Genomic DNA, 26458 nt, shown 5'->3' on the forward strand with positions numbered 1-26458 from the left:
CAGCACAGAAACGGAGTGGCACGATGAGAAAACCGAAATGGAGGGCGGCAACGAAGGCCGCCCTCGCGCTTACCGGCGCGGGCGCCCTCGCCGCCAGCATGGCGATGATCCTGCCCGGCACGGCGAGCGCGGGCACCACGTTGGGTGCCTCCGCCGCCGAGAAGGGCCGGTACTTCGGTACGGCGGTGGCCGCCAACCGGCTCTCCGACGGCGCGTACACGACGATCCTCAATCGTGAGTTCAACTCGGTGACGCCCGAGAACGAGATGAAGATCGACGCGACTGAGCCGCAGCAGGGTCAGTTCAACTTCACAAACGCCGACCGGATCGTCAACCACGCCCGCAGCCAGGGCATGAGCGTGCGTGGGCACACGTTGGCCTGGCACCAGCAGCAGCCGGGCTGGATGTCGAGCATGAGTGGCAGCGCGTTGCGGCAGGCGATGCTCAACCACGTCACCCAGGTGGCGACGTACTACCGGGGCAAGGTGGTGGCCTGGGACGTCGTGAACGAGGCGTTCGCCGACGGCAACTCAGGTGCCCGCCGCGACTCCAACCTCCAGCGCACCGGAAACGACTGGATCGAGGCCGCGTTCCGGGCCGCCCGCGCCGCCGACCCGGGCGCGAAGCTCTGCTACAACGACTACAACACCGACAACTGGACCTGGGCCAAGACCCAGGCCGTCTACAACATGGTGCGCGACTTCAAGTCCCGTGGTGTGCCGATCGACTGCGTGGGCTTCCAGTCGCACTTCAACAACGACTCGCCCTACGTGAGCAACTACCGCACCACGCTGTCGAGTTTCGCGGCGCTCGGTGTGGACGTGCAGATCACCGAGCTGGACATCCAGAACGCTCCGGCGAACACCTACCGGGCAGTGGTCGAGGACTGCCTGGCCGTTCCCCGCTGCAACGGGATCACGGTGTGGGGTATCCGCGACAGTGACTCGTGGCGCTCCGAGCAGAGCCCGCTGCTGTTCACAAGCGGTGGTGCGAAGAAGGCGGCGTACGACGCGGTGCTCGCCGCGCTGAACGCCGGTGGCACCACCCCGCCGCCGACCACTCCGCCGCCGACGACCCCGCCGCCCACCACTCCGCCGCCCACGACCCCGCCGCCCACCACTCCGCCGCCGACGACCCCGCCGCCGACCGGTTCCTGCACCGCGACGGTGTCGGTGAACCAGTGGCAGGGCGGTTTCGTGGCCAACGTCCGGGTGACTGCGGGATCCTCGGCACTCAACTCCTGGGCGACGACGATCACGTTGCCGTCGGGCGCCGCGGTCACCAACGCCTGGAGCGCCAACCGCAGTGGTAACAGCGGCACGGTCCGCTTCACGAACGTCGACTACAACAGTCAGGTCGGCGCTGGGCAGACCATCGAGTTCGGCTTCCAGGGCACCGGCACCGCCGGCAACCTGAGCGCGACCTGCGCGTGAGGCTGACGTGACACCGGCCGGTGCGGAGGGTCGTCCTCCGCACCGGCCACCGGTCAGCCTTTGCAGATCTTCTTGTCGGGCTGGACGTCAAGCTTGTCGAACACATTGTCGACTCGTCCGATGCCGGCACTTGCCGCGATCGGCCCCGCGTTGAACAGGTCCAGGAACTTGTTGATCACCCTCGCCAGGCCGCCGGGGATTGTGTAGCCGACGCCGTAGTCCAGGGTCAGGCCGAGTTGCGTGCTGCGGCACAGCGCGAGCGGCGCTCCCAGAGCGGAACCGACAGTCAGCCCCGCAGAGGCGGTGACGATCGCGTACAACCCGGCCGTGAGACCGAACATACCGAGGCCAGCCCGGAATGCCGCCTGGTAGTAGATGATGATTCCGTTCACGCCGACCGACGGTCCGCTGATCGAGTCGGTGATGCTGTTGTGGACGGTGAGGTTCCAGGGCTTTGTGACGCCGAACGCGCCGTCGGCGTAACCGAAACCGACGGAGCCCCCCAGCGACCACTCGCCGGCCGCCTTGATGTTGCCGTCCTTGGCGCTGAAGGCCGTCTGTATCCCGATGACCTGGTTGGCGGTGACGGAGAACGGCACCCCGAGGATCTTGCCCACCGGCACGCTGAAATCCAGCGGGATCGGGATGCGCTTGTTGATGTTCTGACCTCTGTCGGTTGCCCCCTTGATCTCGATCCGCAGCCCGACCATCCCGCTGACCCGTAGCTCCGCCCTCCGGATCGTGGCGCCGCGAATTTCGAGGTAGAACTGGGCCGTCGGGCTCTTCATCAGCAATGTCGCCAAGCCCACGATGCGGATCCCGCCGCCGTGATAGCTGAAGCGCGCGCCTACCGCGTTCACGCAACAGATCGACGTGACGTCGAATCCGCCGATCCGCCGAACGCCCGAGAGACCCGCAGGGGACATGCCGACACCACTGCCGACCGGTCGCACCCGAAACGTCGAGGAGGACGGCGTCGACGCCGCGGGCACAGCCGCTCCGCCACCCGACCCGCCATCCGCTGCGTCGTACTCGGCCCAGAAGGGCGTGCCAGCGTCGTGCCGTACCGGTTTTTCCAGGGAGACCGGGCCGTCACTGGCGAAGGTCCCGTCCCGGATCACGTCGGTGATGTTCACCGGCCCGAGGGTCACCGCCAGGTCGTCGGCGTCGCGGCGCACGTCGAGCACCCGGCCCACCGCCCGCCCGGTGAGGAACATGACCTTCCCCCGGGCGAGCTTGTCGGCGCCACTGGCGCCGGGGTCGATGCGCCAGGTCAACGCGTCCTCGGAGAGCCCGCGCACCGACCCGCCACCGCCGCCCACGAACACCACGTCGGGCTGGTAGGTCACCTTCGGGTCGGGCGCGGGCGCCGCCCCGTACCGCTGGTCCTCAGCGGCGACGCCGGCCGGCGGGCGGGGTGGTTTCGGGCCGGCGTCACCCCGCTGGCAGGCTGCGAGAGGCACCAGGGTCACGGTGAGCAGCACGGCCACCGCCCGGCGACGCCGCGACCCCGGTGCCACCACGTCGCCTCCCTCGCCGTTCAAAGGCGGCCGGCGGCCGTGCGCGCCGCGGTCTCCAGAGCCGTGCGGTACGTCGCCGGGTCCTCGCTGCGGACCAGCCGGATGCAGGCCCACACCCCGCCCTTGCTGACGAAGACCGTGCCGTCCTCGGCGTACGCCTCATCGCCCGCACCGCTGATCGCAGTGAACTTGTGCCCGAGTTCGCGGTCGATGTCGAGGAACTTCTTCGCACCGTCACCGACGTACACCTCGACCTGCGCGGTCGGGCCGTTCGGCGCCCCCGTGTAGGTGCAGGTGTCCCGATCCTCCGGCTTCTCCGGTGGGTCCTGAAGGGGAGTGCCCGCCAGCTTCTCCGCCTCCCCCTTCGTGACCAGTGCGCAGGCGTCGATCTTTGCCGCAGCCGGCGGCGCCTCCGCCGACGGCGCCGCGGCCGGGTCGTCCTCGGGGGTGGCCGCCACGCTCTGTTCCGCGCCGGCCGCCGGGGTACCACCGTCGTCAGTGCCGTCGAGCATCCCGCAGCCGCCGAGCGCGGTGAGCGTCGACACGGCGGCCACGGTGGCCAGGAGTTGGACACGCCGCCGCGTGCCGGTTCCGAGGTGAGTCATCGTGGCTCCACTTCCTGTCGCGGGGTCGGCCGGTCGTGGCTGCGCGTCACAGCGGGAGGGCGTCGAGCACCTTGCGCAGCGTCGGCTCGTACCCGCCGGGGCTGGCACTGATCGCCTGGAAGCTGCTGAGGATCACGGTGTAGCTGCCCTTGTCGCTGACCACGACGGCCTCACCTTCGATGTCCTTCACGGCGAGGTACGCCTTGCGGCCCTTGTTGACGTCCTTCACCTCCCGGTAGACCTCGGTGGCGTTCTTGCGCTGGTAGTCGTAGGTGCTCTCACCGGCGAGCGGCGAGGCGGTGGTGATGGTGAGCGAGGCGACGCCCTTGCCGTCGCCGAACAGGCAGTTGCCCTGGTCCTCCATCGGTTGTCCGACGAGGTCGGAGACCTGGGCCGCGCTGAACGGGCACGCGGGCCGGGACACGTTGGGCAGGTCGGCGCCGCCGTCGACCTCGACGCCGGCCCCGGCGGCGGGATCGGCGTCGCCGGTGTCGTCGGGGCCGCAGGCGACGAGCGGAATCAGCAGCAGCGAGCACCACAGGGGTGCGATCAGTCGGCGCACAGTCATGCTTCCTTCACCTGTCGTGGGAGGTCCGGGTTGGTGGAGCTGAGCTGAGGTGGACGGATCCACCGGGCCGGAATCAGCCGGTCGACCCGCCACGCGCCGTCGGCGGCGGCCGCGGCCACCACCTCCGCGTCGGGGCCCTCGACCAGGGCGATCACGACGTTGTCTGTGGGCAACCGGATGGCGGCGACCAGCCGACAGCCCGGTGTGGTGATCTGCGGTGCGGCCGTGCCCGCCTCGGAGGAGCTGTCGTACTGCTCCAGGACGAACAGGTGATTGGCCATGAGCTGACGCTAGGTCGCGGCGGCCGGCGAGGAATCGGGCGTTTCCCTATGTTTGCGCGTCTGCCCTGGTCATCGCCGCACCCAGCTCGGCGCGCGTGGAGATGCCGAGCTTGCGGTACACGCGGGCCAGATTGGCCTCGACGGTCTTCGGGCTGACGAACAGCTCGTCGGCGATGGCGCGGTTGGTCCGGCCGCGCGCCGCCAGGCGGGCCACCCGCTCCTCGGTGGGGGTGAGGTGCCGGGGTGTCGGCGCGCGACCTCCGACGCGAGCCAGCTCCGCCCGGGCCCGCTCGGCGAACGCCGCAGCGCCGATCGCGCTGAACTCCGCCACCGCCACCTCCAGCGCCTGCCGCGCCGGCAGCTTGCGGCGGCACCGCCGGTACGCCATCCCGGCCACGAACAGGCAGCGGGCACGATCCAGCGGGAGAACATCCGGAGGTACGGCGTTCCGCGCTGCCGTCAACTCCTCGAGCGCCGGCCCGGGGTCACGGCCGGTGGCGCTGTCCAGCAGTACGCGGGCCCGTGCGGTGCCCAGGATCGTCCAGGGCCGCGGCAGCCGGCGGTGCCGGGCGTCCAGCCGGTGCAGCACCGCCGTAGCGCGGTCGAGTTCGCCGGCCCCGACACACGCCTCGATCCAGTCCGGTTCGAAGCGCATCGCGAGCGGCTCCACCAGGCCCTGCGCGTCGATAGTGGCGGCCAGGGCGGTGTACGCGGCGGCGGCCTCCGCCATCCGGCCTGCCGACAGGGCCACGAACCCGGCCAACTGCTGGTGGATGCGCCGGCACCAGTCGTCGTCCAGTTCCTCGGCGAGCCGCAGACCGGACTCGGCCACCCGGGCCGCCTCGGCCAGCCGGCCACGGTGAGCGTCCAGCAGGGCGGCCAGCCAGGTCTCGGCGACCAGACCGCTGCCGAGCTGGTCACCGAGATCCCGTGCGGCGGCGATGTGCCGTTGGGCCTCGTCCCACCGCCCGGCCAGCAACTCGGCCTCACCCAGGTGCGACAGCAACTCGTGTTGCAGGGGCTCGTCGCCGCGGGCCTCGGCCCGACCGAGCATCTGGCGCAGTCGACTGCGGGCACGCTCCGCGTCGTCCATCGACTTCCACCAGATCGCCGGCACCGTGCTCGCCAGCCACGACGGTTTGTCGCCCTCCAGGGCGAGAGCCCGCTCCAACAGGTCGGTGCGCGGCGCCCGCCCGAGGCGTACCTCCTGGAAGAAGAGCAGGACCAGCGCGGCGGCGAGCAGGTCGTGTTCGTCGTCGCGGCCGTCCAACAGCGCGGCGGCGGCCTCGGCGTGCGCCCGTGCCGGCTCGGTGTGGTCGTTGAAGACGGCCAGGTGGGCGTGGATGCGGCCGGCCAGTGCCGAGTCGGGCCGGGCCGCCGCCAGTGCCCGGGTGCCAAACTCCACGGCCGCCTGTCCGGCCTCGCCGGTGGACCAGGCGACGATGGCACGCAGCAGCAGCGACTCGGCGCGCAGGTCACCGGAGAAGTCGGCCGCCACCGCCTCGGCCGCCTGCCGGGCTGCCGGCAGGTCACCGCTGTCGAGCCTGCAGCGGGCCGCGGCGAGCCGCCGCTGGCCCAGCCGTACCCGATCGTCGACGGGAGTGAGCTGGCCGGCGCGGTCGTGCAGGTCGGCGGCGAGGTCGGGCGCGCCCCGGCTGTGCCACCGGTCGGCAGCGGCGGCGAGTGTGTCAGCGACCGCCGGGTCCGGTTCCGTCGTGCACAGCGCCAGGTGCCGGGCCCGCTCGTCCGGGTCGGCCACCAGGTCGGCCAGCCTGCGGTGCAGCCGGCGACGGACGCCCGGCGGGATGCCGGCGCGTACGGCGGCGGCGTGCACCGGGTGGGTGAACCGCACGCCCGTCGGTGTCACGACGACCAGCCCGGCCTCCTCGGGGGCGTCCAGCGCGGCGGCGGGCACCCCCGCCGTCGTCAGGTCGACAAGCGTGGGCACTGTCAGCAGCGCGGCCAGCCGTACCGCGTCACGACTGGCGGGGGACAACCCGGCGACGACGTCCGCGAGCAGGTGATGCATGGACGCGGCCACCGGCAGGTCGTCGCCGGGCGAGGGTTGGCGCGGCAGGCGTTGCATGGCGCGTACGACCTCGATGGTCAGCAGCGGATTGCCGCCGGCCTCCCGCGCCACCCGCACCAGCATGGGTCGGGAGAGCGTGACGCCCAACTGGTCGCGCAGGACGTGGTGCAGCGCGCCGACGTCGAGCGGCGGCAGCTCCACCCGTTCGAGCCGGCTGCCGTCGCGGCCCTCGTCGAGCCCGAGCGGCACGTCCTCGGGATCGCCCTGCCCGCGTCGGCGACTCACCAACACGCTCAGGCCCGCCACGCGCCGCAGCGCGTACCGCAACGCGCGTTCGCTCGGCCGGTCCAGCCAGGGCGCGTCGTCCACGGCCACCAGTACCGCCGGGTGGGCCTCCGGCGCCGTCGCTTCCAGCAGTGAGCGGGTCGCGGCCCCGACCACTCGCACGTCGACGGCCTCCCGGACGTCGCCGGCGAGGAGCACGACCTCGGCTGCGGTCCTTTGTGGCTCGGGCAGCGCGGCGACCCGGTCGGCGAGCGGGCGCAGCAGGTCGGCCAGGGCGGCGTACGGAAGCTCCGCTTCGGCCTCGGTGGGCGCGCAGCTCAGCACCAGCCAACCCGCCTGCCTGGCCTGCGCGACGAGCGCCCGCCAGAGTTCGGATTTGCCGATGCCGGCTGGCCCCTCCACCAGCACCGGCCCGGGGCGGCCCAGCTGCCGCCAGGCCCGGTCGAACACCTCGTCCCGCCCGACGATGGCGTGTCGCATGGGGAAATTCTGGCATCGGGGACAGCCGCCGGGGCATCCCGCCAACGGGTGACCGGGGATGGCCCGCAGGCCAGGTCGAGGGTGGAGACTAGCCGTCGATACGGGTGATGTTGCGGATCTTGTTGGACGCGTCCAGAGCGGCCACCTTGTACGCCTCGGCCAAGGTGGGATAGTTGAACACCGCGTCCACCAGGTAGTCGATAGTGCCACCGCACCCGATCACGGCCTGCCCGATGTGGACGATCTCGGTGGCGGCGGTGCCGAACACGTGCACCCCGAGCAGCCGTCCGTCGTCGGGGGAGACGAGCAGCTTCAACATCCCGTACGAGTCACCGACGATCTGGCCCCGGGCCAGCTCGCGGTAGCGGGCGATGCCCACCTCGAACGGCGTCGAGGCGTCGGTGAGCTGCGCCTCGGTCTGCCCGACGAAGCTGATCTCGGGGATGGTGTAGATGCCGATGGGTTGCAGGCCGTGCATCTCTCGGATCGGCTCGCCGCAGGCGTGCTGCGCGGCCAGCCTGCCCTGCTCCATCGAGGTGGACGCAAGCGCCGGGAAGCCGATCACGTCGCCGACCGCGTAGATGTTGTCGACGGGGGTGCGGTAGTTGGCGTCGACAGCGATCCGGCCGCGTCGGTCCGCCTCCAAGCCGGCCGCCTCCAGGGCCAGGTCGTCGGTCTGGCCCTGCCGGCCGGCCGAGTACATCACCGTGTCGGCGACGATCTTCTTGCCGCTCTTGAGGATGCACAGCGCGGCCGTCTGGTGCTTTTCCACAGCGGCGACCTCCTCGCCGAAGCGGAACGCCACGGACAGGTCCCGCAGGTGGTATTTGAGCGACTCGACGACCTCCTCGTCGCAGAAGTCGAGCATCCGGTCGCGGCGCTCCACGACTGTCACCTTCGTGCCGAGCGCGGCGAACATCGACGCGTACTCCATGCCGATCACGCCGGCGCCGACCACCACCATGCTGCGGGGTACGGCCTGGAGGTTGATGACGCCGTCGGAGTCCACGATGGTGCGGTCGTCGAAGTCGACGCTGTCCGGGCGTGCCGGGCGGGTGCCCGCGGCGATGATGGCTTTGTCGAAGGTCACCTTGGACTCGCGGCCCGACCCGGCGTCCACCCAGATGGAGTGGGCGTCCGCGAAACGCCCCGTTCCGGTGATCATCGCGACGCGGTTGCGGGCGAGCTGGTTGCGGATGACGTCGGTCTGCCTGGTGATCACGTGCTGGGTCCGGGCGGCCAGGTCGCTTACCGTGATCTCCTCCTTGACCCGGTAGCTGCTGCCGTAGAGATCCCGCTGGCTCAGGCCGGTCAGATAGAGCACGGCCTCGCGCAGTGTCTTGGACGGCACGGTGCCGGTGTTGATGCACACCCCACCGATCATGTCGCGGCGGTCCACGATGCCGACCCGCCTGCCGAGCTTGGCGGCGGCGATCGCGGCCTTCTGACCGCTGGGTCCGGAACCCAGCACCAACAGGTCGTAGTCATACACGATCGCTAGCGTCCCAAGATGTCGTCGACCGCGCCAGAGCCGAGCGCCACTCATCCGCCGACGCGCGTCGGATCCGATGGTCCCGGCACGCTCGGCGGTCAAGGTCCTCAGCTGACGAGGCGGCGCTCCCAGGCCCAGGCGGCGATCTCGACCCGGTTGCGGGCCGGGAGTTTCATCTGGACGCTCGCCAGGTGGGTCTTGACAGTGCCGACGGCGATGAAGAGCTGTGCGGCGATCTCGGCGTTCGTCAGGCCTCGGGCGACGAGTTTCACGACGTCGAGTTCCCGAGGTGACAGCCCGGCGTCGTCGTGCGGGAACGCGGGCGGGCTGAGGTGCTCCAGCAGACGTACCGTGATGGACGGGCTGATCAGCGCGTCACCGGACACCGCCGCGCGGACCGCCTCCACGAGCAGCGCCGGGCCGGAGTCCTTGAGCAGGAAGCCGCAGGCGCCGTTGGAGAGCGCTGTGTGCACGTACTCGTCGAGGTCGAAGGTCGTCACCACGACGACCCGGATCGGATCGGCGACGCCCGGCCCGGCGAGCAGCCGCAGGGCTTCGAGGCCGTCGAGGCGGGGCATCCGGATGTCCAGCAGCACCACGTCCGGGCGCAGCCGTCGGGCCAACTCGACAGCCTCGACCCCGTCGGCGGCCTCGCCGACCACAGCCATGTCCGACTGCGCCCCGATGATCATGCCGAAGCCGGTCCGCACCATCGCCTGGTCGTCGGCGATGAGCACGCGGATCACCTGGTCACCGCCGGGCGCAGCGGGAACGCGGCGTCGAGCACCCAGCCACCGGCGACACCGGGCCCGGCGGTGATCGTGCCGCCGAGGGCGCGTACCCGCTCGGTGAGGCCGAGCAGCCCGAAGCCGTGCCCACGGGCCGGCGCGGTGCGTGGGGTCGCGCCGTCGTCGGCCACCCGGACCAGCAACCAGTCCGGTGTACGGCGCACCGACACGTCCACCGATCGCGCGTCCGGGGCGTGTTGGCGGGTGTTTGTCAGCCCCTCCATCACCACCCGGTACGCCGATGTCGACACCTCCACCGGCAGTCCCTCCAGGTCCCCGTCGACGTGTAGCCGTGCCGGCGCGCTCGCCGTGCCGTTGAAACCGGACAGCAGAGGCGCCAGGTCGGTCACGCCGGCCAGCGGGGCCAGCGGTGCGTCCGGCGGTGCGTCCGGGTTGCGCAGGATCCCCACCATCCTCCGCATCGAGGCCATCGTCTCGGCACCGGCCTGCTCGATCTGCTCCAGGGCGACGATCACCCGACGCGGGTCCTGCTCGGCGACGAACCGCGCACCCTGCGCCTGCACCACGATGCCTGTCACGTGGTGGGCGATGAAGTCGTGCAGGTCACGGGCGAACTCCGCACGCTGTTCGGCCCTGACCAGGGCGATCGCCCGGGCCCGACCGGCGGCGATCACCCGTAGATAGAGTCCCACCCCGGCGGCACCGACCGCCGCGAGCGCCTGGAGCAGTCCGAAGATCACGAGCAGGTTGTCGGTGCCGGCACGCAGTGGCATCGCCGCGACGGCGAGCCCGGCGGCCACCGCCGCCCACACGGCGAACCGGGGCGCGCCCCAGCGGCTCACCACGAAGACCACACCGATCAGCCCGGCCGACTCGGCCAGCCCCCAGGTGCGGGGAAACAGGACGCCACCGCCGGTGAGGACCACACCCCCTGCGGTCACTGCCAGTGAGGCGGCGGCGACTGCCAGGGCGGCCAGCGGCAACCGGCGGGAGCCCAGCCGGTGCACCGGAAGCCAGAGCGGCACCGTCGCGACCGCCAACCCCGTCGGCACCAGCATGACGAGGAGAGCGGCCGCTCCGAAGGCATCCGACATGGTGGCCGTGAGGTCGAAGAGAGCGAGCAGCCCGAAGACCAGGAGCCCGGTGGCTTGGGCCAGGCGTACCCACAAACGTCGAAGATCCGGGGCGCTCATGATGACCCAGCGTAGCCAGTCGGAAGGAGATGACAGATCAGCCGAAAGGTAGACCCGACGCCGCCGATACCCGGCTGCGGGCCGATGCGCCCACCCGCCCGTGACGGCGACGCTTCCGGTGTCACATTGCAGCCACTGGAGGAACGATGACAACCCACGCCCTACCGGAGACCAGCCACGCCGCGGTCGCCGCCGTCAACCTGGTGAAGGTGTACGGCAGCGGCGACACCGCCGTCCGCGCCCTGGACGGGGTGTCAGTGGGCTTCGGCCGGGCCGAGTTCACCGCGATCATGGGCGCGTCCGGGTCCGGCAAGTCGACGCTCATGCACTGCCTCGCCGGCCTGGACACGGCAACCTCCGGCCGGGTCCTGCTCGGCGGCACCGACCTCACCAGGCAGTCCGACCGTACGCTGACCCGGGTACGCCGCGACCGGATCGGGTTCGTCTTCCAGGCGTTCAACCTGCTGCCGCAGCTCACTGCCGCGCAGAACATCACCCTCCCTCTGGACCTCGCCGGCCGGGAGCCCGACCGTCAGCTCTTCGCGCACCTGGTGGGGGTGTTGGGTCTTGGCGACAGGCTCGGCCACCGACCCAGCGAACTGTCCGGCGGCCAGCAGCAGCGGGTGGCACTGGCCCGTGCACTCGTCGCACGCCCCGAGGTGGTGTTCGCCGACGAGCCGACCGGCAACCTCGACTCCCGATCCGGAGCGGAGGTGCTCGCCGTCCTGCGTGACTCCGTCCGCGACCTCGGACAGACAGTCGTGATGGTCACGCACGACCCGGTCGCCGCCGCGTACGCGGACCGGGTGGTGCTGCTCGCCGACGGCCGGCTCGCCGGTGAGATCGACAAGCCGAACCACGACTCGGTCACCGACGCGCTGCGTGATCTGGCGGCCCGCGCATGAGGGCGACAGTGCTGCGTACCCAGACGAGCGCCGCCGCCCGGCGGCCCGGCCGGCTGATCCTGACCGGCCTGGCGATCCTTGTCGCGTCGTTCGTCGTCTTCGGCACCGTGCTGGTGCAGGGGATCAGCGAACGGACAGTGCGGGACAACCTGAGCGGTACCCCGGCCGTCACCGACCTGGTGATCGGCAGCGTGAACCAGACTCCACCCACCGTCGCGGACCTGACGCGGATCCGCGCCGTGCCCGGTGTTGCCGAGGCGGTGGGCCGGGTGTCGATCGGGGTGGCCGTCGACAAGGCGTACCTCAACCTCCAGGCCGACCCGGGCGGCGGCCCGCTGAGCATCGTCACAGTCGTCGAGGGCAGCTACCCGGACCAGCCCGGCGAGATCGCGATCACCCCCCGTACCGCCCAGCGGGCCGGGCTCTCCGTCGGCAGCACCGTCAGTGGCGAGGGCGGCGAACTCACCGCGCCCGCCCGCCTCGTCGTGACCGGCATCGTGGACACCAACGCCGACTCCGGCTACGACGCGTACGCCCCGGAGGGCGCCGTGACCTCGTGGGGACGCCTGAGCGCGGTGGACCGCGTCGACGTGCGGGTCGCTCCCGGGGAGTCGACCGAGGCCGTCCACCAGCGGGTGACCGCGGCGGTCCCCGGCCAGCCGATCCGCACCGGCGACGAGGTACGCCAGGCGGAGGTCAACGCGGCGGTCGACGAGGTTGCGACGATCTTCATCCTGGTCGGCGTGTTCGTCGCGATCGCCGTCGTCGCGGCAGCGCTTGTGGTCACCTCCACCTTCCGCATCGTCTTCGCCCAGCGGATGCGGCAGCTCGCGCTGCTACGCGCTGTCGGCGCGAGTCGAGGCACCCTGGTCAGGGCGATGACCGCCGAGGGAGCCCTGACCGGGTTCGTCGCCGGCGTCGTCGGAGTCGGCAGTGCCCTCGCCCTCGGGTACGCGGTGCCGGCGATCCTGCGCTCCGCCGGCCACGACGTCTCGTCGCCGCCCCCACCACTGGTGGCTGCTGCCGCGGTGGTGCTCGGCGCCGTCCTGCTCACAGTCCTTGCCGTCCTGGCGCCGGCGCTGTCGGCCGCCCGTGTCTCCCCGCTGGAGGCGCTGCGGGCGGCGAGCACCACCGCCGGCCGGCGCGGTATCGGCGTCCTGCGCCTGGTGCTCGGGCTGCTCCTGGCCGTCGGTGCGGTAGTGGCAGCCGTCGCGACGATCAGCCAGTTGCCGAAGCCGGAGCAGACGACGTACGACCCGCTTCTGCCACTGCTCCTGCTTGTCGGGTCCGGCACGTTCGCGTTCTTCGCGCTCGTGGCCCTCGGGCCGCTGCTGGTGCGCCCGGTGCTGGCCGTGGTGGGCTGGCCGTTGCGCCAACTCGGGCCGCTCGGGCGGATGGCGGTAGGCGGGATCGGTGGTGCGCCGCGCCGGGCGGCAGCGGTCTCCGTCGTGGTAGCGCTCGGCGTGACACTGATCTCCGGAGTGGTGATCGGCGGCGCGTCGTTGCAGGTCCTCGCCGACCGCGAGATGGCGCTGTCGGCGCCCGCAGACTTCGAGGTCAACGGCGGCGGGGCGGCGCTGCCGGCGGACGTCGTGACCCGGGCCGAGGCGGCTGGCGGCGCGCTGGCGCGGGTGGTGCCGTACCGGCAGGTCGATGACGTCACACTGATGCGTGGCACCGACAAGCTGGGCGAAACCGAGTCCGGATACCCGGCCACCGACCTGGACCTGACGGGGTTGCCGACAAGCGGTGACCTGGACGTCGCCGAGGGCAGTCTCGCCGATCGCGGCCCCGGCAGGATCGTGCTCAACAAGTGGGTTGCCCGGGACTCCGGTCTGCGGGCCGGCGACACCGTCACCCTCGCCCTCGCGGCGCGCAGACTCGACGTACGGGTGGCGGCGGTCCTGCCCGGCGACGGCCCGCTGCACGCAGGTGTTCTCATCGACCCGGCCGATCTGGACCGGCTCGGCGTGCCGACCGCGTACACCGGTCTGCTGGCCGACGCGGCCGGGTCCGGTGAGGACGGTCGCACGGCCGGCGTACGGGCGCTGCGGGCAGCGATCGGCGACAGCGACAGCGTGGGCCTCGTGGTGCTCGCCGACGAGCGGGACCGCAACGACGAGGTGGTGCGCACCCTGGTCGGGATCGCTGTCGGCCTGGTCAGCCTGACCGTGCTGATCGCTGTCGTCGGCGTGGGCTCCACGACCGCGCTCTCGGTGGTCGAACGGGTACGCGAATCCGGGCTGCTCCGCGCGATCGGCCTGTCCCGCGCCGGTCTGCGCACGATGCTGACAGTGGAGTCCGGACTCTACGGGGTGATCGGTGCGACTATCGGCCTGCTGCTCGGCGTCCCGTACGCCTGGATAGCGGTCCAGTCCCTGGGGATCAACGCGCCGCTGACCGTACCGGTGCTGCCCCTGGTCGGGCTGTTCGTGACGCTTGTCGGGCTGACCGCGCTGGCCGGGGTCCTGCCGGCCCGGCGTGCGTCGCGGGTCAGCCCGGTGGTGGCGCTGGGGGCCGACGGCTGAGCCCGCCCCGCGGGCCGGCGCCGGGGACTCGGCGCCGGCCCGCGGCGGGGTGTGGTCAGGGATGCATGGTCGCGCCCTTGAGCACCTTGTCGACCACGGTGCGCGGCCCGTGCAGGGCCAGCCCCACCAGGTCGAGCTTCTCGCGGCCGACCGCCTGCACCGCGGCCCGGTTGTCCCGGTCGTTCCCGGTGGTGAAGAGCTCGTGCGTGAAGATCGACAGGCGTAGCCCGCGGGTGAGCGCGCGAGAGTGTGCACTGGTAAGCGTGGCCCGGTCACCGGCGAAGACCAGCACGGGCTGACGGAACATCGGCAGGTACCGGGTGTCGTCCGCGTCGCGGTACCCCTCGCCGAGCAACTCCGGCTCGGCGTTCGCGACGCCGCTGACCAGGAAGGCGGTGACGTTCAGCCGCTGCCAGCCGGCCAGGTCGTCGCGGAGCAGCACAGCGATCTTCGTGGGAAAGCGGATCGGTTCGGTCATGACGTCGAGCCTGCCCGCCCGGCACCGCCGGGTCTTGTACGTTCTTAGCGTGGCCACCCGGGCGGCAGGCTCCCACGTCAGCGCGTGGCGACCCGCCGTCGCCGGGGTCACCGAGGTCTTCCACGCCCACTTCGTGGACCACGCGTACCCGCTGCACACCCACGACGTGTGGACGCTGCTGATCGTCGACGACGGCGCGGTCCACTTCGACCTGGACCGGCACCACCACGGCGCGCTGCGGACGTCGGTCACCCTGCTCCCGCCGTACGTGGCGCACGACGGCCGCTCCGCCACACCGGACGGCTTTCGCAAGCGGGTCCTGTACCTCGACACCACGGCGCTCGACGCCGAGCTGGTCGGCCGGGCGGTCGACCGTCCGGACCTCGCCGATCCGCAGCTACGGCACCGCGTCCACCGCCTGCACGAGGTGCTCGCCGCTCCGGGCGACGAGTTCGAGGCCGACAGCCGGCTGGCGCTCATCCTGGACCGGCTGCGCCAACGGTTACGGCTGAACTCTCCGGCCGGCGCGCAGCCGGCGGCGCGTAGCCTCGCGACGCGGCTGCGTGAGCTGCTGGACGCCCGGACGGTCGAGGGCGTCACCCTGCGGGAGGCCGCCGAGCTGCTGCACGCCCACCCGACCCACCTGGTCCGTACGTTCACCCACGTGCACGGGCTGCCGCCGCACTCGTACCTGACCGGTCGCCGGGTCGAGCTGGCGCGTCGGCTGCTCCTCGCGGGGCAGCGGCCGGCCGAGGTCGCCGCCGCGACCGGGTTCTTCGACCAGGCTCACCTCACCCGGCACTTCCGGCGTCACCTGGGCGTCAGCCCGGCCCGGTACGGGCCGCCCCGGTGAACGGCCGCGCGCACGGCGACCGTCCGGCGCGTCGTGGCCCAGTGGCCGGCGTTGACGTCGACCTGGCCCACGCGTAGCCGCCGGGCGACCGCCAGCGCGTGCTCCGGCTCTCCGAAGACGCCGCTGGTCAGCCCGTACAGCGTGCCGTTGGCGATAGCCACGGCCTCGTCCTCGTCGGCATACGGGATGATCGTCAGCACCGGGCCGAAGATCTCCTCCTGGGCGATCGCGGACGTCGGGTCGACGTCGGCGAAGATCGTCGGCTGGACGTAGGCGCCGTTCGGCAGGCCGGCGGGCCGGTCCGGGCCACCGAGCACGAGGCGGGCACCGTCGGCGATGCCCCGTTCGATGTACCCGAGCACCTTCTGGCGGTGCGCCTCGGACGCCATCGGCCCGATTCGGGTGGTCTCGTCGGTCGGGTCGCCGACGGTGTGCTGCCGGGCCGCCTCGACGGCCAGTGCGACGACCTCGTCCTGCCGGGAGGCGGGCACCAGCATCCGGGGCCACGCGCCGCAGACCTGCCCGCCGTTGGCGAACGCCATCAGCATGCCCGTGGTGACCGCCGAGGGCAGGTCGGCGTCGTCGAGGATGATGGTCGCGCCCTTGCCGCCCAGTTCCAGCGTGACCCGCTTGACGGTCTGCGCCGCCACCTCGGAGATGCGTCGTCCGGCCCGGGTGGAGCCGGTGAAGGAGATCATGTCGATGTCCGGGTGGGCGGAGATCGCCTCACCGACAACCGCCCCGGTGCCGTACACCACGTTGAACACGCCCGCCGGTACGCCCGCCTCCGCGGCCACCTCGGCGAGGATCCGCGCGGTCAACGGGGCGTTCTCGGACGGCTTGAAGACCATCGTGTTGCCCCCGAGCAGCGCCGGCGCCAGCTTGGAGACGATCTGCTGCAGCGGGAAGTTCCACGGGGTGATCGCGCCGACCACGCCGATCGGCTCGCGGACGATCAGCGAGTTGCCGACCTCCTCGGTCCAGGCGAAGTCGTCGGCCAGGCCGGCCACGGACTCGATCACCGCGGCGGGGAAGGCGACCTGAGCGGTCCGGGACATCCCGATCGGGGAGCCCATCTCGGCGGTGATCACCGCCGCGATCTCCTCCTGGCGGGCGGCGAGGCCGGCGCCCAGGCGGCGCAGCACCTCGGCCCGCTGCGCCGGGGCGGTCGCCGCCCAGTCGGGGAAGGCCGCCCGGGCGGCGGCGACGGCCCGGTCGACGTCGGCGGCGGTGCCGGCCGGGGTTTCGGCGACGACGTCGCCGGTCGCCGGGTTCACGACGGGAAGGGTGCCGGCCGAGCCGGCGAGTGTCTCGCCACCGATCCAGTGGCCGGTGACGGTGTGGGTGGAAGTGGTCATGCACCGACCGTGACACCGGCCTGAACCCCCAACCAGGTGCGGTTGATCCACGGATTCGCGGTCCCTGGCTGAGCGCTTGGGCCTCGGGTCGCCTGCCGTTCGGTGCTGGCAGACGGCTCGATCGCCTCGCCAACTGATTGACACCCCGACAACCGGCCGTAATCGAACGGCCGAACGGATCCGTCACCGCTCGGCGTCACGAAACCCAGCGGCGCGACGTCACAACCGGCGGATAGTCTGCCTGCGCGCGTCGTCGTCCTGTTACGCCGCGCCCTGCGCCTGGTAGGCGCGGCACCGCCACCGCCGACCAACGCGTGTTCAACCGACCTCAGGAGAGTTTGTGACACAGCAATCCGTCGCGACCTCGGACAAGCTCGACGCCGCAGTTCTCAAGGTGGCAGGCGTCGTCGTCCTTGGCGCGATCATGTCGATCCTCGACGTGACGGTGGTCAGCGTGGCGCTGCCCACGTTCCAGAGCGAGTTCGACGCGACCTACGCGCGCGTCGCGTGGACGATGACCGGCTACACGCTGGCGCTGGCCACTGTGATCCCGCTCAGCGGGTGGGCAGCCGACCGGTTCGGCACCAAACGCCTCTACATGGTGGCGCTCGCGCTGTTCACCATCGGGTCCGGGCTGTGCGCCACCGCCGACTCGATCGGCGAACTGATCGCCTACCGCGTGCTGCAGGGTCTCGGCGGCGGCATGCTCATGCCGTTGGGCATGACCATCATGACCCGGGCGGCCGGCCCGCACCGGATCGGCCGCCTTATGGCAGTCCTCGGCATCCCGATGCTGCTCGGGCCGATCGGTGGCCCGATCCTCGGCGGCTGGCTGATCGACGTGGCGAGCTGGCACTGGATCTTCCTGATCAACCTGCCGATCGGTGTCGTCGCCCTGATCTATGCGCAGATGGCCCTGCCGAAGGACGCGCCCGAGCCGTCGGAGTCGTTCGACTTCCTCGGCATGCTGATGCTCTCGCCCGGCCTCGCCCTGTTCCTCTACGGCGTCTCGTCGCTGCCGGAGACGGGCACGTTCGCCGAAACCAAGGTGTGGGCGCCGATGCTCGTCGGCGGCGCGCTTGTGGTGGCGTTCGTGCTCTACTCCTTCAGGCCCCGGCACCCGCTGCTGGACCTGCGGCTGTTCCGCAACCGCAACCTGACGATCGCCTCGGTGACCCTGTTCGTGTTCATCATCGCGTTCATGGGCGCCGGCCTGTTGTTCCCGAGCTACTTCCTCCAGGTGCGCGGCGAGTCGACGCTGGCCGCCGGTCTGCTCATCGCACCCCAGGGGCTCGGCGCGATGATCACGATGCCGATCGCCGGGACGCTCGCCGACCGGGTGCCCATCGGCCGTACCGTGCCGTTCGCGCTGGCGCTGATCGTGATCGGGTTCTTCAGCTTCACGCAGGTCGACGCGCAGACCTCGTACTGGGTGCTCGGCGCGTCGCTGTTCGTGATGGGTCTGGGCATGGGCGGCACCATGATGCCGATCATGACGTCGGCGTTGCGGACGTTGCAGGCGCAGGAGGTGGCGCGTGGCTCGACGCTCGTCAACATCCTCCAGCAGATCGGCGGCTCGGTCGGCGCCGCCGTCATGTCGGTGATCCTCACCAACGAGCTGAACGGCTCCCGGCCGATCCCCGGGGCGGTGGACCCGAGCGGCGCTCCGCTCACCGAGGCGGGGCTGGCCATCGCCGCCCAGCAGCGGCCGGAGCTGCTCCAGCAGGTCGACCCGTCCATCATCGAGCGCGGGCTCGACTTCGCCGCGAAGTCGTTCGCCCACACGTTCTGGGTGGCGTTCGGGCTTGTGGTGCTCACGTTCATCCCGGCCGCCCTGCTGCCGCGTCGGCGTCAGCGGGCGCAACTCGACGACGAGCAGGGGGAGCAGGTCAAGACGCCTGTCATCATCCACTGAGCGACAGCACCGCCGCGCGCGACGCCCATCACGGTGTCGGGCGCGGCGGTGCGCCGTTTCAGCGGTGCAGCAGCTCCACCACAGCCTGAGCGAACTCCGCCGGCTGCTCGATGTGCCCGAAGTGCCCGCTGCGCTCCAGCAGCACCAGACGCGAATCCTTGAGCCCGTCGTGCAACTGCTCGGCCCAGCGTGGCCCGCAGATGAAGTCGTACGCGCCGACGATCACCACGACGGGCACGGTGATCTCACCGAGCCTGTCGCGTACGTCGAAGGGCGTGGGGTCCTGCGCGTCCGCAGGCGCCGCCGAGATCCGCACGGCGGCCTGGAACGGGGCGAACTCGTCCTGCCGGCCCCAGAAGTCCGCGAAGTAGGCAGGCACGGCGGCACGCAGCGCGGCGCCCAACGTCTCGTCGTCGGTGGCGCCGCCGATCTGCCCGAAGGCAGCCGGGATCGCCGCCGCCTCCGGCCGGTGCGGGTGCCGCAGCGGGTACGCGCCGAGGTTGGCCATCGCCTCGCCCCAGAACTCGGCGCCGGTGACCGGCGAGGTGTCGTACAGGGCGAGACCGGCGACCCGGTCCGGGTGCGCCAGCGCGTACCGCTGGACGACGAAGCCGCCGTGTGAGTGCCCGAGTAGGTGCACCCTGGGCTCGCCGAGGTCGTCGACGACGGCGGCGAGGAACCGGACGTACGTGTCGAGACGGTAGTCGGACGCGTCGTCGAGCCGCCCGGAGGCGCCCGTGCCGACCGGCTCGACGTACACCATCGTGAAGTGCTCTTCCAGGCGCGGCATCCGCAGGTAGGCCCACTCGATGCCGGGGCCGCCGGAGTGCGCCACGCAGATCGGGCCGGTGCCGGCGACGTGGTAGACCTGCCGGACGCCACCGACGCTGATCTCGTGGCGTGTGAGCGCGCCGACGTCGTGGCCTGTGGAACCCATGGAGTTTTCCCCGATCGATGAGCCGCGCGGCCGTGCCGACGCGGCAGGTGATGACTGGTCGCAGACCAGATGCGGGGGTCGGGCGGAAAGTTCGCCCGGTCGGGAAAACTTCCTCAGACAAGCGCCGGTGGGCGGGCCCCGCGCGCCGGGACGGGGTGGAAGAGGGTGAGCCGGCGCACCCGGCCCGCACGCAGCACCTGCAGCCACAGCGCACCGGGAGGGCAGTGCTCCGGGTCGTCCGGCGGGCTGATCAGGTCGGTCTCCCAGATCAGCACGTCACCGCTGGCCACCACGTTGCGCAGCCGCTGGCGTACCCCGGCGGTCAGGTCGCGGGTCATGCCGGCGACCGCGAGGTCACGGCCGCCGCGCCGGCCACCCGGCACGATCATCTCGGCGTCCGGCCACCAACTGTCCCGGACCACCTTGTCGAAGTCGCCGCGCATCGCCGTGGCGATCACGTCGCGGCCGTCGCGCCACCGGGCCTCGTTCGCGGCGGTGACGTCGGCATGCGCCGCGGTCGCCGCCGTTCGTAGACCGCCGGCGAGCGCCCGGCGCGCGTGGTTGAGGCGGCTGCGGACGGTGCCGACGGGCACGCCGCAGACAGCGGCGATCTGCTCGTACGAGGACGCGTCGCTGAAATACCGCAGGAGGGTGACGAGTCGATCAGTTTCGGACAACTGCCCGATGGCGTGCCACACCCAGTCGCGCATCGCTCCCCGGTCGAGTGCCTGCTCCGGGGTGGGCGTGTCGGCGGGACCGGCGAACCACTCCGGCTCGGCCACCGGGACCGGGCGGGGCCGATGCAGTGCCGTCCGACTGTTGTTGCGGACGATCATGCGCAGCCACGGGCCGACGGCGGCCGGGTCGCGGACGTCACCGATGCGACGTAGCGCGACGACGACGGCGTCCTGGACCGCGTCCTCGGCGTCCGGACCGTAGCCGAGCACGCTCACCGCCACGGCCCGCATGGCTGCTTCGTGCCGGGCCAGCAGCGCGCCGAGCGCCGCCGCGTCGCCCGCCTGCGCGAGCAGGACCAGCTCCGCGTCACCCTGTGTCACGATCGCGCCCCCTGGCGTTCCGCTTGTGGCGTTCTGGGCGTTTTGGTCGGCCGCATCGCCCGTACCAGCGTACGGCGGGTGATGGTGCGCGGTCCGGGTCAGCTGGTGCCGGCCGGAAACTGACGTACCCCGGCCATAGCGTGGGCGTCATGGGGATCCGCGCCGACAGCCACGCCCACCGCGGGAGCCTGCGATGACCGACCTGAGCTGGGCGCAGGTGTCGGCCCGGCGTCTCGCCCGGCACGGGCTCTCGGCGCGGACGTCACCCGAGTCGCCACCGGGCGCCGAGGGCGTCGCCGATGTGGTGTCCGCGATGTGCGGCGCGCACGCCCAGGTCGCCTCCGCCGCCGAGCTGTCGATCGGGCTCCGGGTGCCTGGTGCCACCCGCGCCCTTGTGCGACAGGCGCTCTGGACGGACCGCACCCTGGTCAAGACCCGTGGACCGCGCGGGACTGTGCACCTGCTGGCCGCCGCGGACCTGCCGATGTGGATCGGCGCGCTCACCGCGATACCGCCTCCGTCGTGGGAGCAGAGCCGCCACCTGTTGACGCCCGAGCAGACCGGGCAGGTCCTCGCCGCCATCGGTGACGCGTTGGCCGAGGCCGAGTTGACCACCGCCGAGTTGACCGAGGAGATCGTCGCCCGCACCGGCCCGTGGGCCGGTGAGCGGGTCATGGAGGCATTCCAGGACCTGTGGCCGCGGTGGATGGCGGCGATGGCGACCGCCAGCCGGGCAGGGGTGATCTGCTTCGGCCCGACACGGGGTCGCGCCATCACCTACACCAGCCCGACGCGCTGGCTCCCCGGCTTCGCACCGATGGCCGGCCACGCCGCCCTGACCGATCTCGCCCGCCGATATCTGTTCGCCTACGGGCCAGCCACCCCGGCGCAGTTCGCCAAGTGGCTCGCGGCGCCGGTGCGGTGGGCGACGTCGCTGTTCGACTCCATCGACCTGGCCGAGGTGACAGTGGAGGGCGCGCAGGCATGGGTGGCCGCCAACGACACCGACTTCCCGACCGACCCGCCGTCCGGGTTGCGGCTCCTGCCCTACTTCGACGCGTACGCGGTTGGCTGCCATCCGCGCGAGCGGCTCTATCCGGGCGTCGCGGCCGAGCGGGCGCTGGCTCGTGGCCAGGCCGGCAACTTTCCGGTGCTGCTTGTCGACGGGGTGGTCTCGGGCGTGTGGCACCAACGCCGCTCCGGCCGCGCGATCCACGTCACTGTCGAGCCGTTGCAGGCACTCGACCCGGGTCGGCGGCGGGAGTTGGAGGACGAGGTCGATCGGGTCGGCCAGATCCTGGAGGGCAGGGCGGCGCTGACCATTGGCACGGTGAGCGTCGGCCCGCACGCCTGATGCCGGTCCCGCCCGAGCCCTGAGTCAGGATGGAAGCGTGGACATCGAGCCGGTCGACATCGCGCCCCGACAGTCGTTCCCGTGGGCGGTCCTACGGCAGCGCTGGGAGGACCTCACGTTCCTGCACTGGGCGGTCACCCCGGAGACCGTCGCGCCGCTGCTGCCCGTCGGGACCCGGCCGGACACCATCGACGGCGTCACCTACGTCGGTCTGATCGGCTTTCGGATGGTGGGGCTGGGCTTCGGCCGTGGGCCGGCGGTGCCGTACTTCGGCACGTTCTGGGAGACGAACGTCCGGCTCTACTCGGTCGACGCCAACGGACGGCGTGCTGTGGTGTTCCGGTCGCTTGACGCGTCCCGCCTCGTTCCCGTGCTTGTCGCCCAGGCGACGCTGCGCCTGCCGTACCTCTGGTCCTCGATGGGGGTGGACCGCGACGGTGACCGGCTCACCTACCGGTGCCGGCGACGTTGGCCCGGCCCGGCAGGCACGACGAGCCGGATGGTGGTTCGGGTGGGGGAGGCGATCGCCGAACCGACGCCGCTTGAGCATTTCGTCACGGCCCGTTGGGGGCTGCACACCCGGGCGTACGGGCGCACGCTGCACCTGCCGAACTGGCATCCGCGCTGGCCACTGCACCGCGCCGAACTGCTGCACCTTGACGACGAACTGGTCACCGCCGCCGGGCTGCCGACACCGGCCGGGCCTCCGGTCAGCGTGCTGTATTCCCCAGGCGTCGGCGTGCGGTTCGGCCCACCGGTGGACGCCGACGCCCGGCCCGCCTGACCACGGCGGGTCGGGCTGGTCGCGGACCAGTGTGGTCCGCGACCAGCCCGGCGTCAGGGCGGCGATGGTCAGTAGCGTCCACCCTCGGGCGCGGGCAGGGCGTCGAGGTCGGCCAGGTCCTCGGCGCTGAGCCGCACGTCGCCGGCCGCGCAGTTGTCCACAAGGTACTTCGGGGTCTTCGTGCCGGGGATCGGAATGACCTGCTCGCCCTGGGCGACCACCCACGCGAGAGCGACCTGCGCGGGGCTGAGCCCGGCCCGGTCGGCGATCTCGCGGACCCGGGCGACGATGGCCAGGTTGGCGCGCAGCGCGTCCTGTTGGAAACGCGGCAGGCCACGGCGGAAGTCGTCGGCGGGCAGGTCGTCGAAGGACGTGAACCGGCCGGTGAGGAAACCCCTGCCCAGCGGCGAGAACGGCAGGAACGCGATGCCCTGCTGCGCGCAGTACGGCAGCACCTCGGTCAACGGGTCACGGGTCCACAGCGACAATTCCGACTGCACCGACGCCACCGGGTGGACCGTCTGAGCCCGCACGATCTGCTCCACAGTCACCTCGGACAGGCCGATCTGCCGCGCCTTGCCCGCCGCGACGACCTCCGCCATCGCACCCCAGGACTCCTCGATGGGCACCTGCGGGTCGACGCGGTGCAGCTGGTAGAGGTCGACGTGGTCGGTGCCGAGCCGGCGCAGGCTGGCGTCGATCGCCACGCGGATGTGCTCCGGCCGGCCGTCGTTGCCGATCTTCGGTGAGTTGCCGGGGCCGCCGGTGGGGGAGGTGGTCACCAGGCCGACCTTGGTCGCCAGGACGGCCCGCTCCCGGTGGCCGCCGGCCAGCGCCCGCCCCACCAGATCCTCGTTCGTGTACGGCCCGTACACGTCGGACGTGTCGATAAGCGTGGCACCCAGGTCCAGCGCCTGTCGGATCACGGCGATCGACGTGTCGTCGTCGCGGGGACCGGTGATGTCGTATCCGTGGCTCATGCCCATGCACCCGAGGCCGATGACGCCGACCTCGGGTCCCGCACTGCCCAGCGTGGTGGTTCGCATACGCCCTACGCTACGACCGGTGCCGGCGTCCGGCGATCCGTGACCCGCCCCAGGTCGCAATACTTAGGCCTTGACCTAAGTAATGTCTCGGTGCATAGTTAGGCGCATGGCTAAGTATGCGGGGGAGGGCGGCAGCGTTCTCGACAGCGTGTTCCAGGCGTTGGCCGACCCCACCCGCCGCCAGGTCGTCGAGCGCCTCACCCAAGGGCCGGCCACGACCAGTGACCTGGCTCGTCCGTTCGACATGGCGCTGCCGTCGTTCACGCAGCACCTGCACGTCCTCGAACAGTCCGGTCTGGTGACGTCGGAGAAGACGGGCCGAGTTCGCACCTACCGGCTCGCGCCCCAGCCGCTGGAGCACCTCGACACCTGGCTCGCCGCGCAGCGCGCGCGATGGACCCGACGCCTCGACCAACTCGATTCGCTTCTCTACGACCTGAAGGAGCAAGAACGATGACCGTCTACACAGTGAATCCCGACCTCGATCTCGTCCTGGAGCGCACCGTCGACGTGCCGCCGGAGCTGGTCTGGCGGGCCTGGACCACGCCCGAGCTGATCATGCAGTGGTTCACCCCGAAGCCCTGGTCGACAGTCGCCTGCGAGATTGACCTGCGGCCCGGCGGCAGATTCGACACGACAATGCGCTCGCCCGAGGGCGAGGAGTACCCGAACAGCGGCTGCATCCTGGTGGTCGACGAGGGTTCGACGCTGGTCTTCACCTCCGGCCTGGGGCCCGGCTTCCGTCCGCAGATCGCCCAGGACGGCTTCCCGTTCACCGCTGTGGTGCGGATCGAGCCGGACGGCGCGGGCACGAAGTACACAGCCGTCGCGATCCACGCCGACGAGTCGGCGAAGAAGTCGCACGACGAGATGGGCTTCCACGAGGGATGGGGCGCTGCGCTGGACCAACTTGTCGATCTCATGAAGGTGCGCTGAGCGGCGCACACCGCTCAGCTGTCCCCGGCGAGCGGAAGACCGGCCGCACGCCTTGAACACATCGTGGAAGATCGATATTGTCGGCTCTGGCGCCGCCCCGCCTCAGACCATCACCGTCGATCCGAAGCGGGTTCAGCATGCGCACACTGAGACTTGTCACGTCGCTGGCCGTCGCCGGCCTGATAGCCGGCGCGGTGGCGATCGCGGCCACGCCGGCGAGTGCGGCGACCGCCGTGTTCTCCGTGACGAACAGTTGGGGCAGTGGCTACCAGGGTCAGGTCACTGTCACCAACAACACGTCGGCACAGATCACCAGCTGGCGCGTCGAGTTCGACCTGCCGGCCTCCTCCAGCATCAGCCAGTCGTGGAACGCGCAGCAGACGACCTCCGGCAGCCGCTACACCTTCACCAACCTGTCCTGGAACGGCACCCTGGCCGCCGGGGCGTCGACGGCGTTCGGCTTCCTCGTCGACGGCTCCGGCACCCCCGTCAACTGCACTGTCAACGGCGCGGCCTGCGCCGGCGGCCCGCCTCCGACGCCCACCACTCCCGCGCCGACCACTCCGGCGCCCACGACACCGCCACCGACCACCCCGCCGCCCACGAGTCCGCCGCCGACGACCGGCACGCCCGTCGAGCGGCACGGGCAGCTGCGGGTGTGCGGCACGACGATGTGCGACAAGTCCGGCGCGCGTGTGCAGTTGCGGGGCATCAGCAGCATGTGGCTCAACTGGGAGACTGCCCCGTACGCCGAGAACCTGTCCGCGCTGACCTGGATGCGCGACAACTGGAAGCTTCAGGTGATCCGCGCGGCGATGGGTGTGGAGCCGGCCGGCGCGTACCTCAGCGACCCGACCAGGGCGCGCAACCAGGTGGAGACCATCATCAACAACGCGGTCACCGCCGGGGTGTACGTGATCGTCGACTGGCACGCGCACGAGGCGCAGAACAACCAGTCGCAGGCGGTGGCCTTCTTCGGTGACCTGGCCCGCCGCTACGGCCACCTGCCGAACGTCATCTGGGAGCCCTACAACGAGCCGTTGCAGGTGAGCTGGACGAACGTCATCAAGCCGTACCACCAGGCGGTTGTCGCGGCGATCCGCGCCGCCGACCCGGACAACATCGTGGTGCTCGGCACCCCGACCTGGTCGCAGGACGTGGACGTCGCGGCGGCCAGCCCGGTGTCCGGCACCAACCTGATGTACACGCTGCACTTCTACTCGTGCACCCACGGCGCGTCGCTGCGCGCCAAGGGTGACGCGGCGATCCGGGCCGGCCTGGCGCTGTTCGTCACCGAGTGGGGTGCCAGCCACGCCGACGGTGGTCTCGACGGCCGGGCCTGCCTGCCGGAGGCGCAGTCCTGGATGGACTGGATGAAGGCGAACGGCATCTCCTGGACGGCCTGGAAGCTCGACGTCGGCACCGACACCACGAACCTGCTCAGCCCGGGTGCGCCGGTCACCGGCGGATGGGACAACTACCTGCACGGCCACGCGCCGTTCGTGGTCGCCAACATGAGGTGACCTCGGTCGCGATCAATCGCGATCGACGGCAGGAATCGTGCGACATGCCGGTGAGTCAGAGTGCTGACTCACCGGCATGTCCTTTGGACATAGCAGGCGTCGACCCGGGTGACACCCGATGGCCCGCGCGCGGGTGACACCCGATGGC

The 26458-nt window shown here is 71.5% G+C and carries 23 protein-coding genes; 10 read left to right on the top strand and 13 right to left on the bottom strand.

Annotation, left to right across the window (positions count from 1 at the left end; translation table 11 throughout):
- Positions 1 to 23 precede the first annotated feature (23 nt).
- Positions 24 to 1433, top strand: coding sequence for an endo-1,4-beta-xylanase (locus tag ADK66_RS10135; protein WP_053653789.1), 1410 nt, complete (start codon positions 24 to 26; stop codon positions 1431 to 1433).
- A gap of 53 nt (positions 1434 to 1486) precedes the next feature.
- Here ADK66_RS10135 and ADK66_RS10140 read toward each other — a convergent pair whose 3' ends face one another.
- The 8 genes from ADK66_RS10140 to ADK66_RS10175 form a co-directional block, all read right to left on the bottom strand.
- Positions 1487 to 2956, bottom strand: a complete 1470-nt coding sequence (locus tag ADK66_RS10140) for a hypothetical protein (RefSeq protein ID WP_157552381.1) — start codon at positions 2954 to 2956, stop codon at positions 1487 to 1489.
- Between the two features lie 17 nt (positions 2957 to 2973).
- Positions 2974 to 3558: a DUF3558 domain-containing protein gene (locus tag ADK66_RS10145; protein WP_053653793.1), complete on the bottom strand. Its 585-nt coding sequence runs from the start codon at positions 3556 to 3558 to the stop codon at positions 2974 to 2976.
- Positions 3559 to 3604: 46 nt separating this feature from the next.
- Entirely contained in the window at positions 3605 to 4126 is a 522-nt protein-coding gene (locus tag ADK66_RS10150) for a hypothetical protein (protein ID WP_053653794.1), read from the bottom strand.
- On the bottom strand, positions 4123 to 4407 hold the full coding sequence (locus ADK66_RS10155; protein ID WP_053653796.1) for a hypothetical protein: 285 nt from the start codon (positions 4405 to 4407) through the stop codon (positions 4123 to 4125). The genes ADK66_RS10150 and ADK66_RS10155 overlap by 4 nt, the downstream gene beginning before the upstream one ends.
- Before the next feature lie 46 nt (positions 4408 to 4453).
- A complete protein-coding gene (locus ADK66_RS10160) occupies positions 4454 to 7201 on the bottom strand; it encodes an AAA family ATPase (protein ID WP_053653798.1) in 2748 nt (915 codons plus the stop codon).
- A gap of 88 nt (positions 7202 to 7289) precedes the next feature.
- Complete coding sequence (gene sthA / locus ADK66_RS10165; protein ID WP_053653800.1) at positions 7290 to 8693, bottom strand: Si-specific NAD(P)(+) transhydrogenase; 1404 nt, start codon at positions 8691 to 8693, stop codon at positions 7290 to 7292.
- A 107-nt stretch (positions 8694 to 8800) separates the two neighbouring features.
- Positions 8801 to 9439, bottom strand: a complete 639-nt coding sequence (locus tag ADK66_RS10170) for a response regulator transcription factor (RefSeq protein ID WP_053653802.1) — start codon at positions 9437 to 9439, stop codon at positions 8801 to 8803.
- The gene (locus tag ADK66_RS10175; RefSeq protein WP_053653804.1) at positions 9436 to 10635 is read right to left on the bottom strand and encodes a sensor histidine kinase; all 1200 of its coding nucleotides are present in this window, start codon (positions 10633 to 10635) and stop codon (positions 9436 to 9438) included. Before ADK66_RS10175 ends, ADK66_RS10170 begins: the two co-directional genes overlap by 4 nt.
- 146 nt (positions 10636 to 10781) lie before the next feature.
- Between ADK66_RS10175 and ADK66_RS10180 the strand changes: the two genes are divergently transcribed.
- Together ADK66_RS10180 and ADK66_RS10185 are read left to right on the top strand one after the other, a co-directional pair.
- Positions 10782 to 11540, top strand: coding sequence for an ABC transporter ATP-binding protein (locus ADK66_RS10180; protein ID WP_053653806.1), 759 nt, complete (start codon positions 10782 to 10784; stop codon positions 11538 to 11540).
- Complete coding sequence (locus ADK66_RS10185; protein ID WP_053653808.1) at positions 11537 to 14068, top strand: FtsX-like permease family protein; 2532 nt, start codon at positions 11537 to 11539, stop codon at positions 14066 to 14068. Before ADK66_RS10180 ends, ADK66_RS10185 begins: the two co-directional genes overlap by 4 nt.
- Before the next feature lie 55 nt (positions 14069 to 14123).
- Here the strand turns inward: ADK66_RS10185 and ADK66_RS10190 are convergent, their stop codons facing one another.
- Entirely contained in the window at positions 14124 to 14546 is a 423-nt protein-coding gene (locus ADK66_RS10190) for a DUF2000 domain-containing protein (RefSeq protein ID WP_053653810.1), read from the bottom strand.
- A gap of 49 nt (positions 14547 to 14595) precedes the next feature.
- Here ADK66_RS10190 and ADK66_RS10195 point away from each other — a divergent pair, with 49 nt between their 5' ends.
- Positions 14596 to 15399: an AraC family transcriptional regulator gene (locus ADK66_RS10195; RefSeq protein ID WP_053653853.1), complete on the top strand. Its 804-nt coding sequence runs from the start codon at positions 14596 to 14598 to the stop codon at positions 15397 to 15399.
- On the opposite strand, the gene ADK66_RS10200 is transcribed toward ADK66_RS10195, so the two are convergent.
- On the bottom strand, positions 15357 to 16757 hold the full coding sequence (locus tag ADK66_RS10200) for an aldehyde dehydrogenase family protein (protein WP_157552383.1): 1401 nt from the start codon (positions 16755 to 16757) through the stop codon (positions 15357 to 15359). The genes ADK66_RS10195 and ADK66_RS10200 overlap by 43 nt on opposite strands.
- A 340-nt stretch (positions 16758 to 17097) precedes the next feature.
- Here ADK66_RS10200 and ADK66_RS10205 point away from each other — a divergent pair, with 340 nt between their 5' ends.
- Positions 17098 to 18672 (top strand): DHA2 family efflux MFS transporter permease subunit, encoded by a 1575-nt coding sequence (locus tag ADK66_RS10205; RefSeq protein WP_053653812.1) that lies wholly within the window; start codon positions 17098 to 17100, stop codon positions 18670 to 18672.
- Between the two features lie 58 nt (positions 18673 to 18730).
- On the opposite strand, the gene ADK66_RS10210 is transcribed toward ADK66_RS10205, so the two are convergent.
- Both ADK66_RS10210 and ADK66_RS10215 read right to left on the bottom strand, forming a co-directional pair.
- Positions 18731 to 19609, bottom strand: a complete 879-nt coding sequence (locus tag ADK66_RS10210) for an alpha/beta fold hydrolase (protein WP_053653814.1) — start codon at positions 19607 to 19609, stop codon at positions 18731 to 18733.
- Positions 19610 to 19722: 113 nt separating this feature from the next.
- Positions 19723 to 20667 carry an RNA polymerase sigma factor gene (locus ADK66_RS10215; RefSeq protein ID WP_053653817.1) on the bottom strand — a complete coding sequence of 315 codons (945 nt, stop codon included), beginning with the start codon at positions 20665 to 20667 and terminating at the stop codon, positions 19723 to 19725.
- A 193-nt stretch (positions 20668 to 20860) separates the two neighbouring features.
- Here ADK66_RS10215 and ADK66_RS10220 point away from each other — a divergent pair, with 193 nt between their 5' ends.
- Positions 20861 to 22021, top strand: a complete 1161-nt coding sequence (locus ADK66_RS10220) for a winged helix DNA-binding domain-containing protein (RefSeq protein ID WP_053653818.1) — start codon at positions 20861 to 20863, stop codon at positions 22019 to 22021.
- Between the two features lie 37 nt (positions 22022 to 22058).
- The gene (locus ADK66_RS10225) at positions 22059 to 22805 is read left to right on the top strand and encodes a YqjF family protein (RefSeq protein WP_053653820.1); all 747 of its coding nucleotides are present in this window, start codon (positions 22059 to 22061) and stop codon (positions 22803 to 22805) included.
- A gap of 68 nt (positions 22806 to 22873) precedes the next feature.
- Here ADK66_RS10225 and ADK66_RS10230 read toward each other — a convergent pair whose 3' ends face one another.
- Positions 22874 to 23851: an aldo/keto reductase gene (locus tag ADK66_RS10230; protein WP_053653822.1), complete on the bottom strand. Its 978-nt coding sequence runs from the start codon at positions 23849 to 23851 to the stop codon at positions 22874 to 22876.
- 106 nt (positions 23852 to 23957) lie between these two features.
- Between ADK66_RS10230 and ADK66_RS10235 the strand changes: the two genes are divergently transcribed.
- The 3 genes from ADK66_RS10235 (at position 23958) to ADK66_RS10245 (ending at position 26310) form a co-directional block, all read left to right on the top strand.
- On the top strand, positions 23958 to 24308 hold the full coding sequence (locus ADK66_RS10235) for a helix-turn-helix transcriptional regulator (RefSeq protein ID WP_053653824.1): 351 nt from the start codon (positions 23958 to 23960) through the stop codon (positions 24306 to 24308).
- Positions 24305 to 24787, top strand: a complete 483-nt coding sequence (locus ADK66_RS10240) for an SRPBCC family protein (RefSeq protein ID WP_053653826.1) — start codon at positions 24305 to 24307, stop codon at positions 24785 to 24787. Before ADK66_RS10235 ends, ADK66_RS10240 begins: the two co-directional genes overlap by 4 nt.
- A 137-nt stretch (positions 24788 to 24924) precedes the next feature.
- Positions 24925 to 26310 (top strand): cellulase family glycosylhydrolase, encoded by a 1386-nt coding sequence (locus ADK66_RS10245; protein ID WP_053653828.1) that lies wholly within the window; start codon positions 24925 to 24927, stop codon positions 26308 to 26310.
- Positions 26311 to 26458 lie beyond the last annotated feature (148 nt).

The organism is Micromonospora sp. NRRL B-16802 (assembly GCF_001279555.1).
Lineage (GTDB): Bacteria > Actinomycetota > Actinomycetes > Mycobacteriales > Micromonosporaceae > Micromonospora > Micromonospora profundi.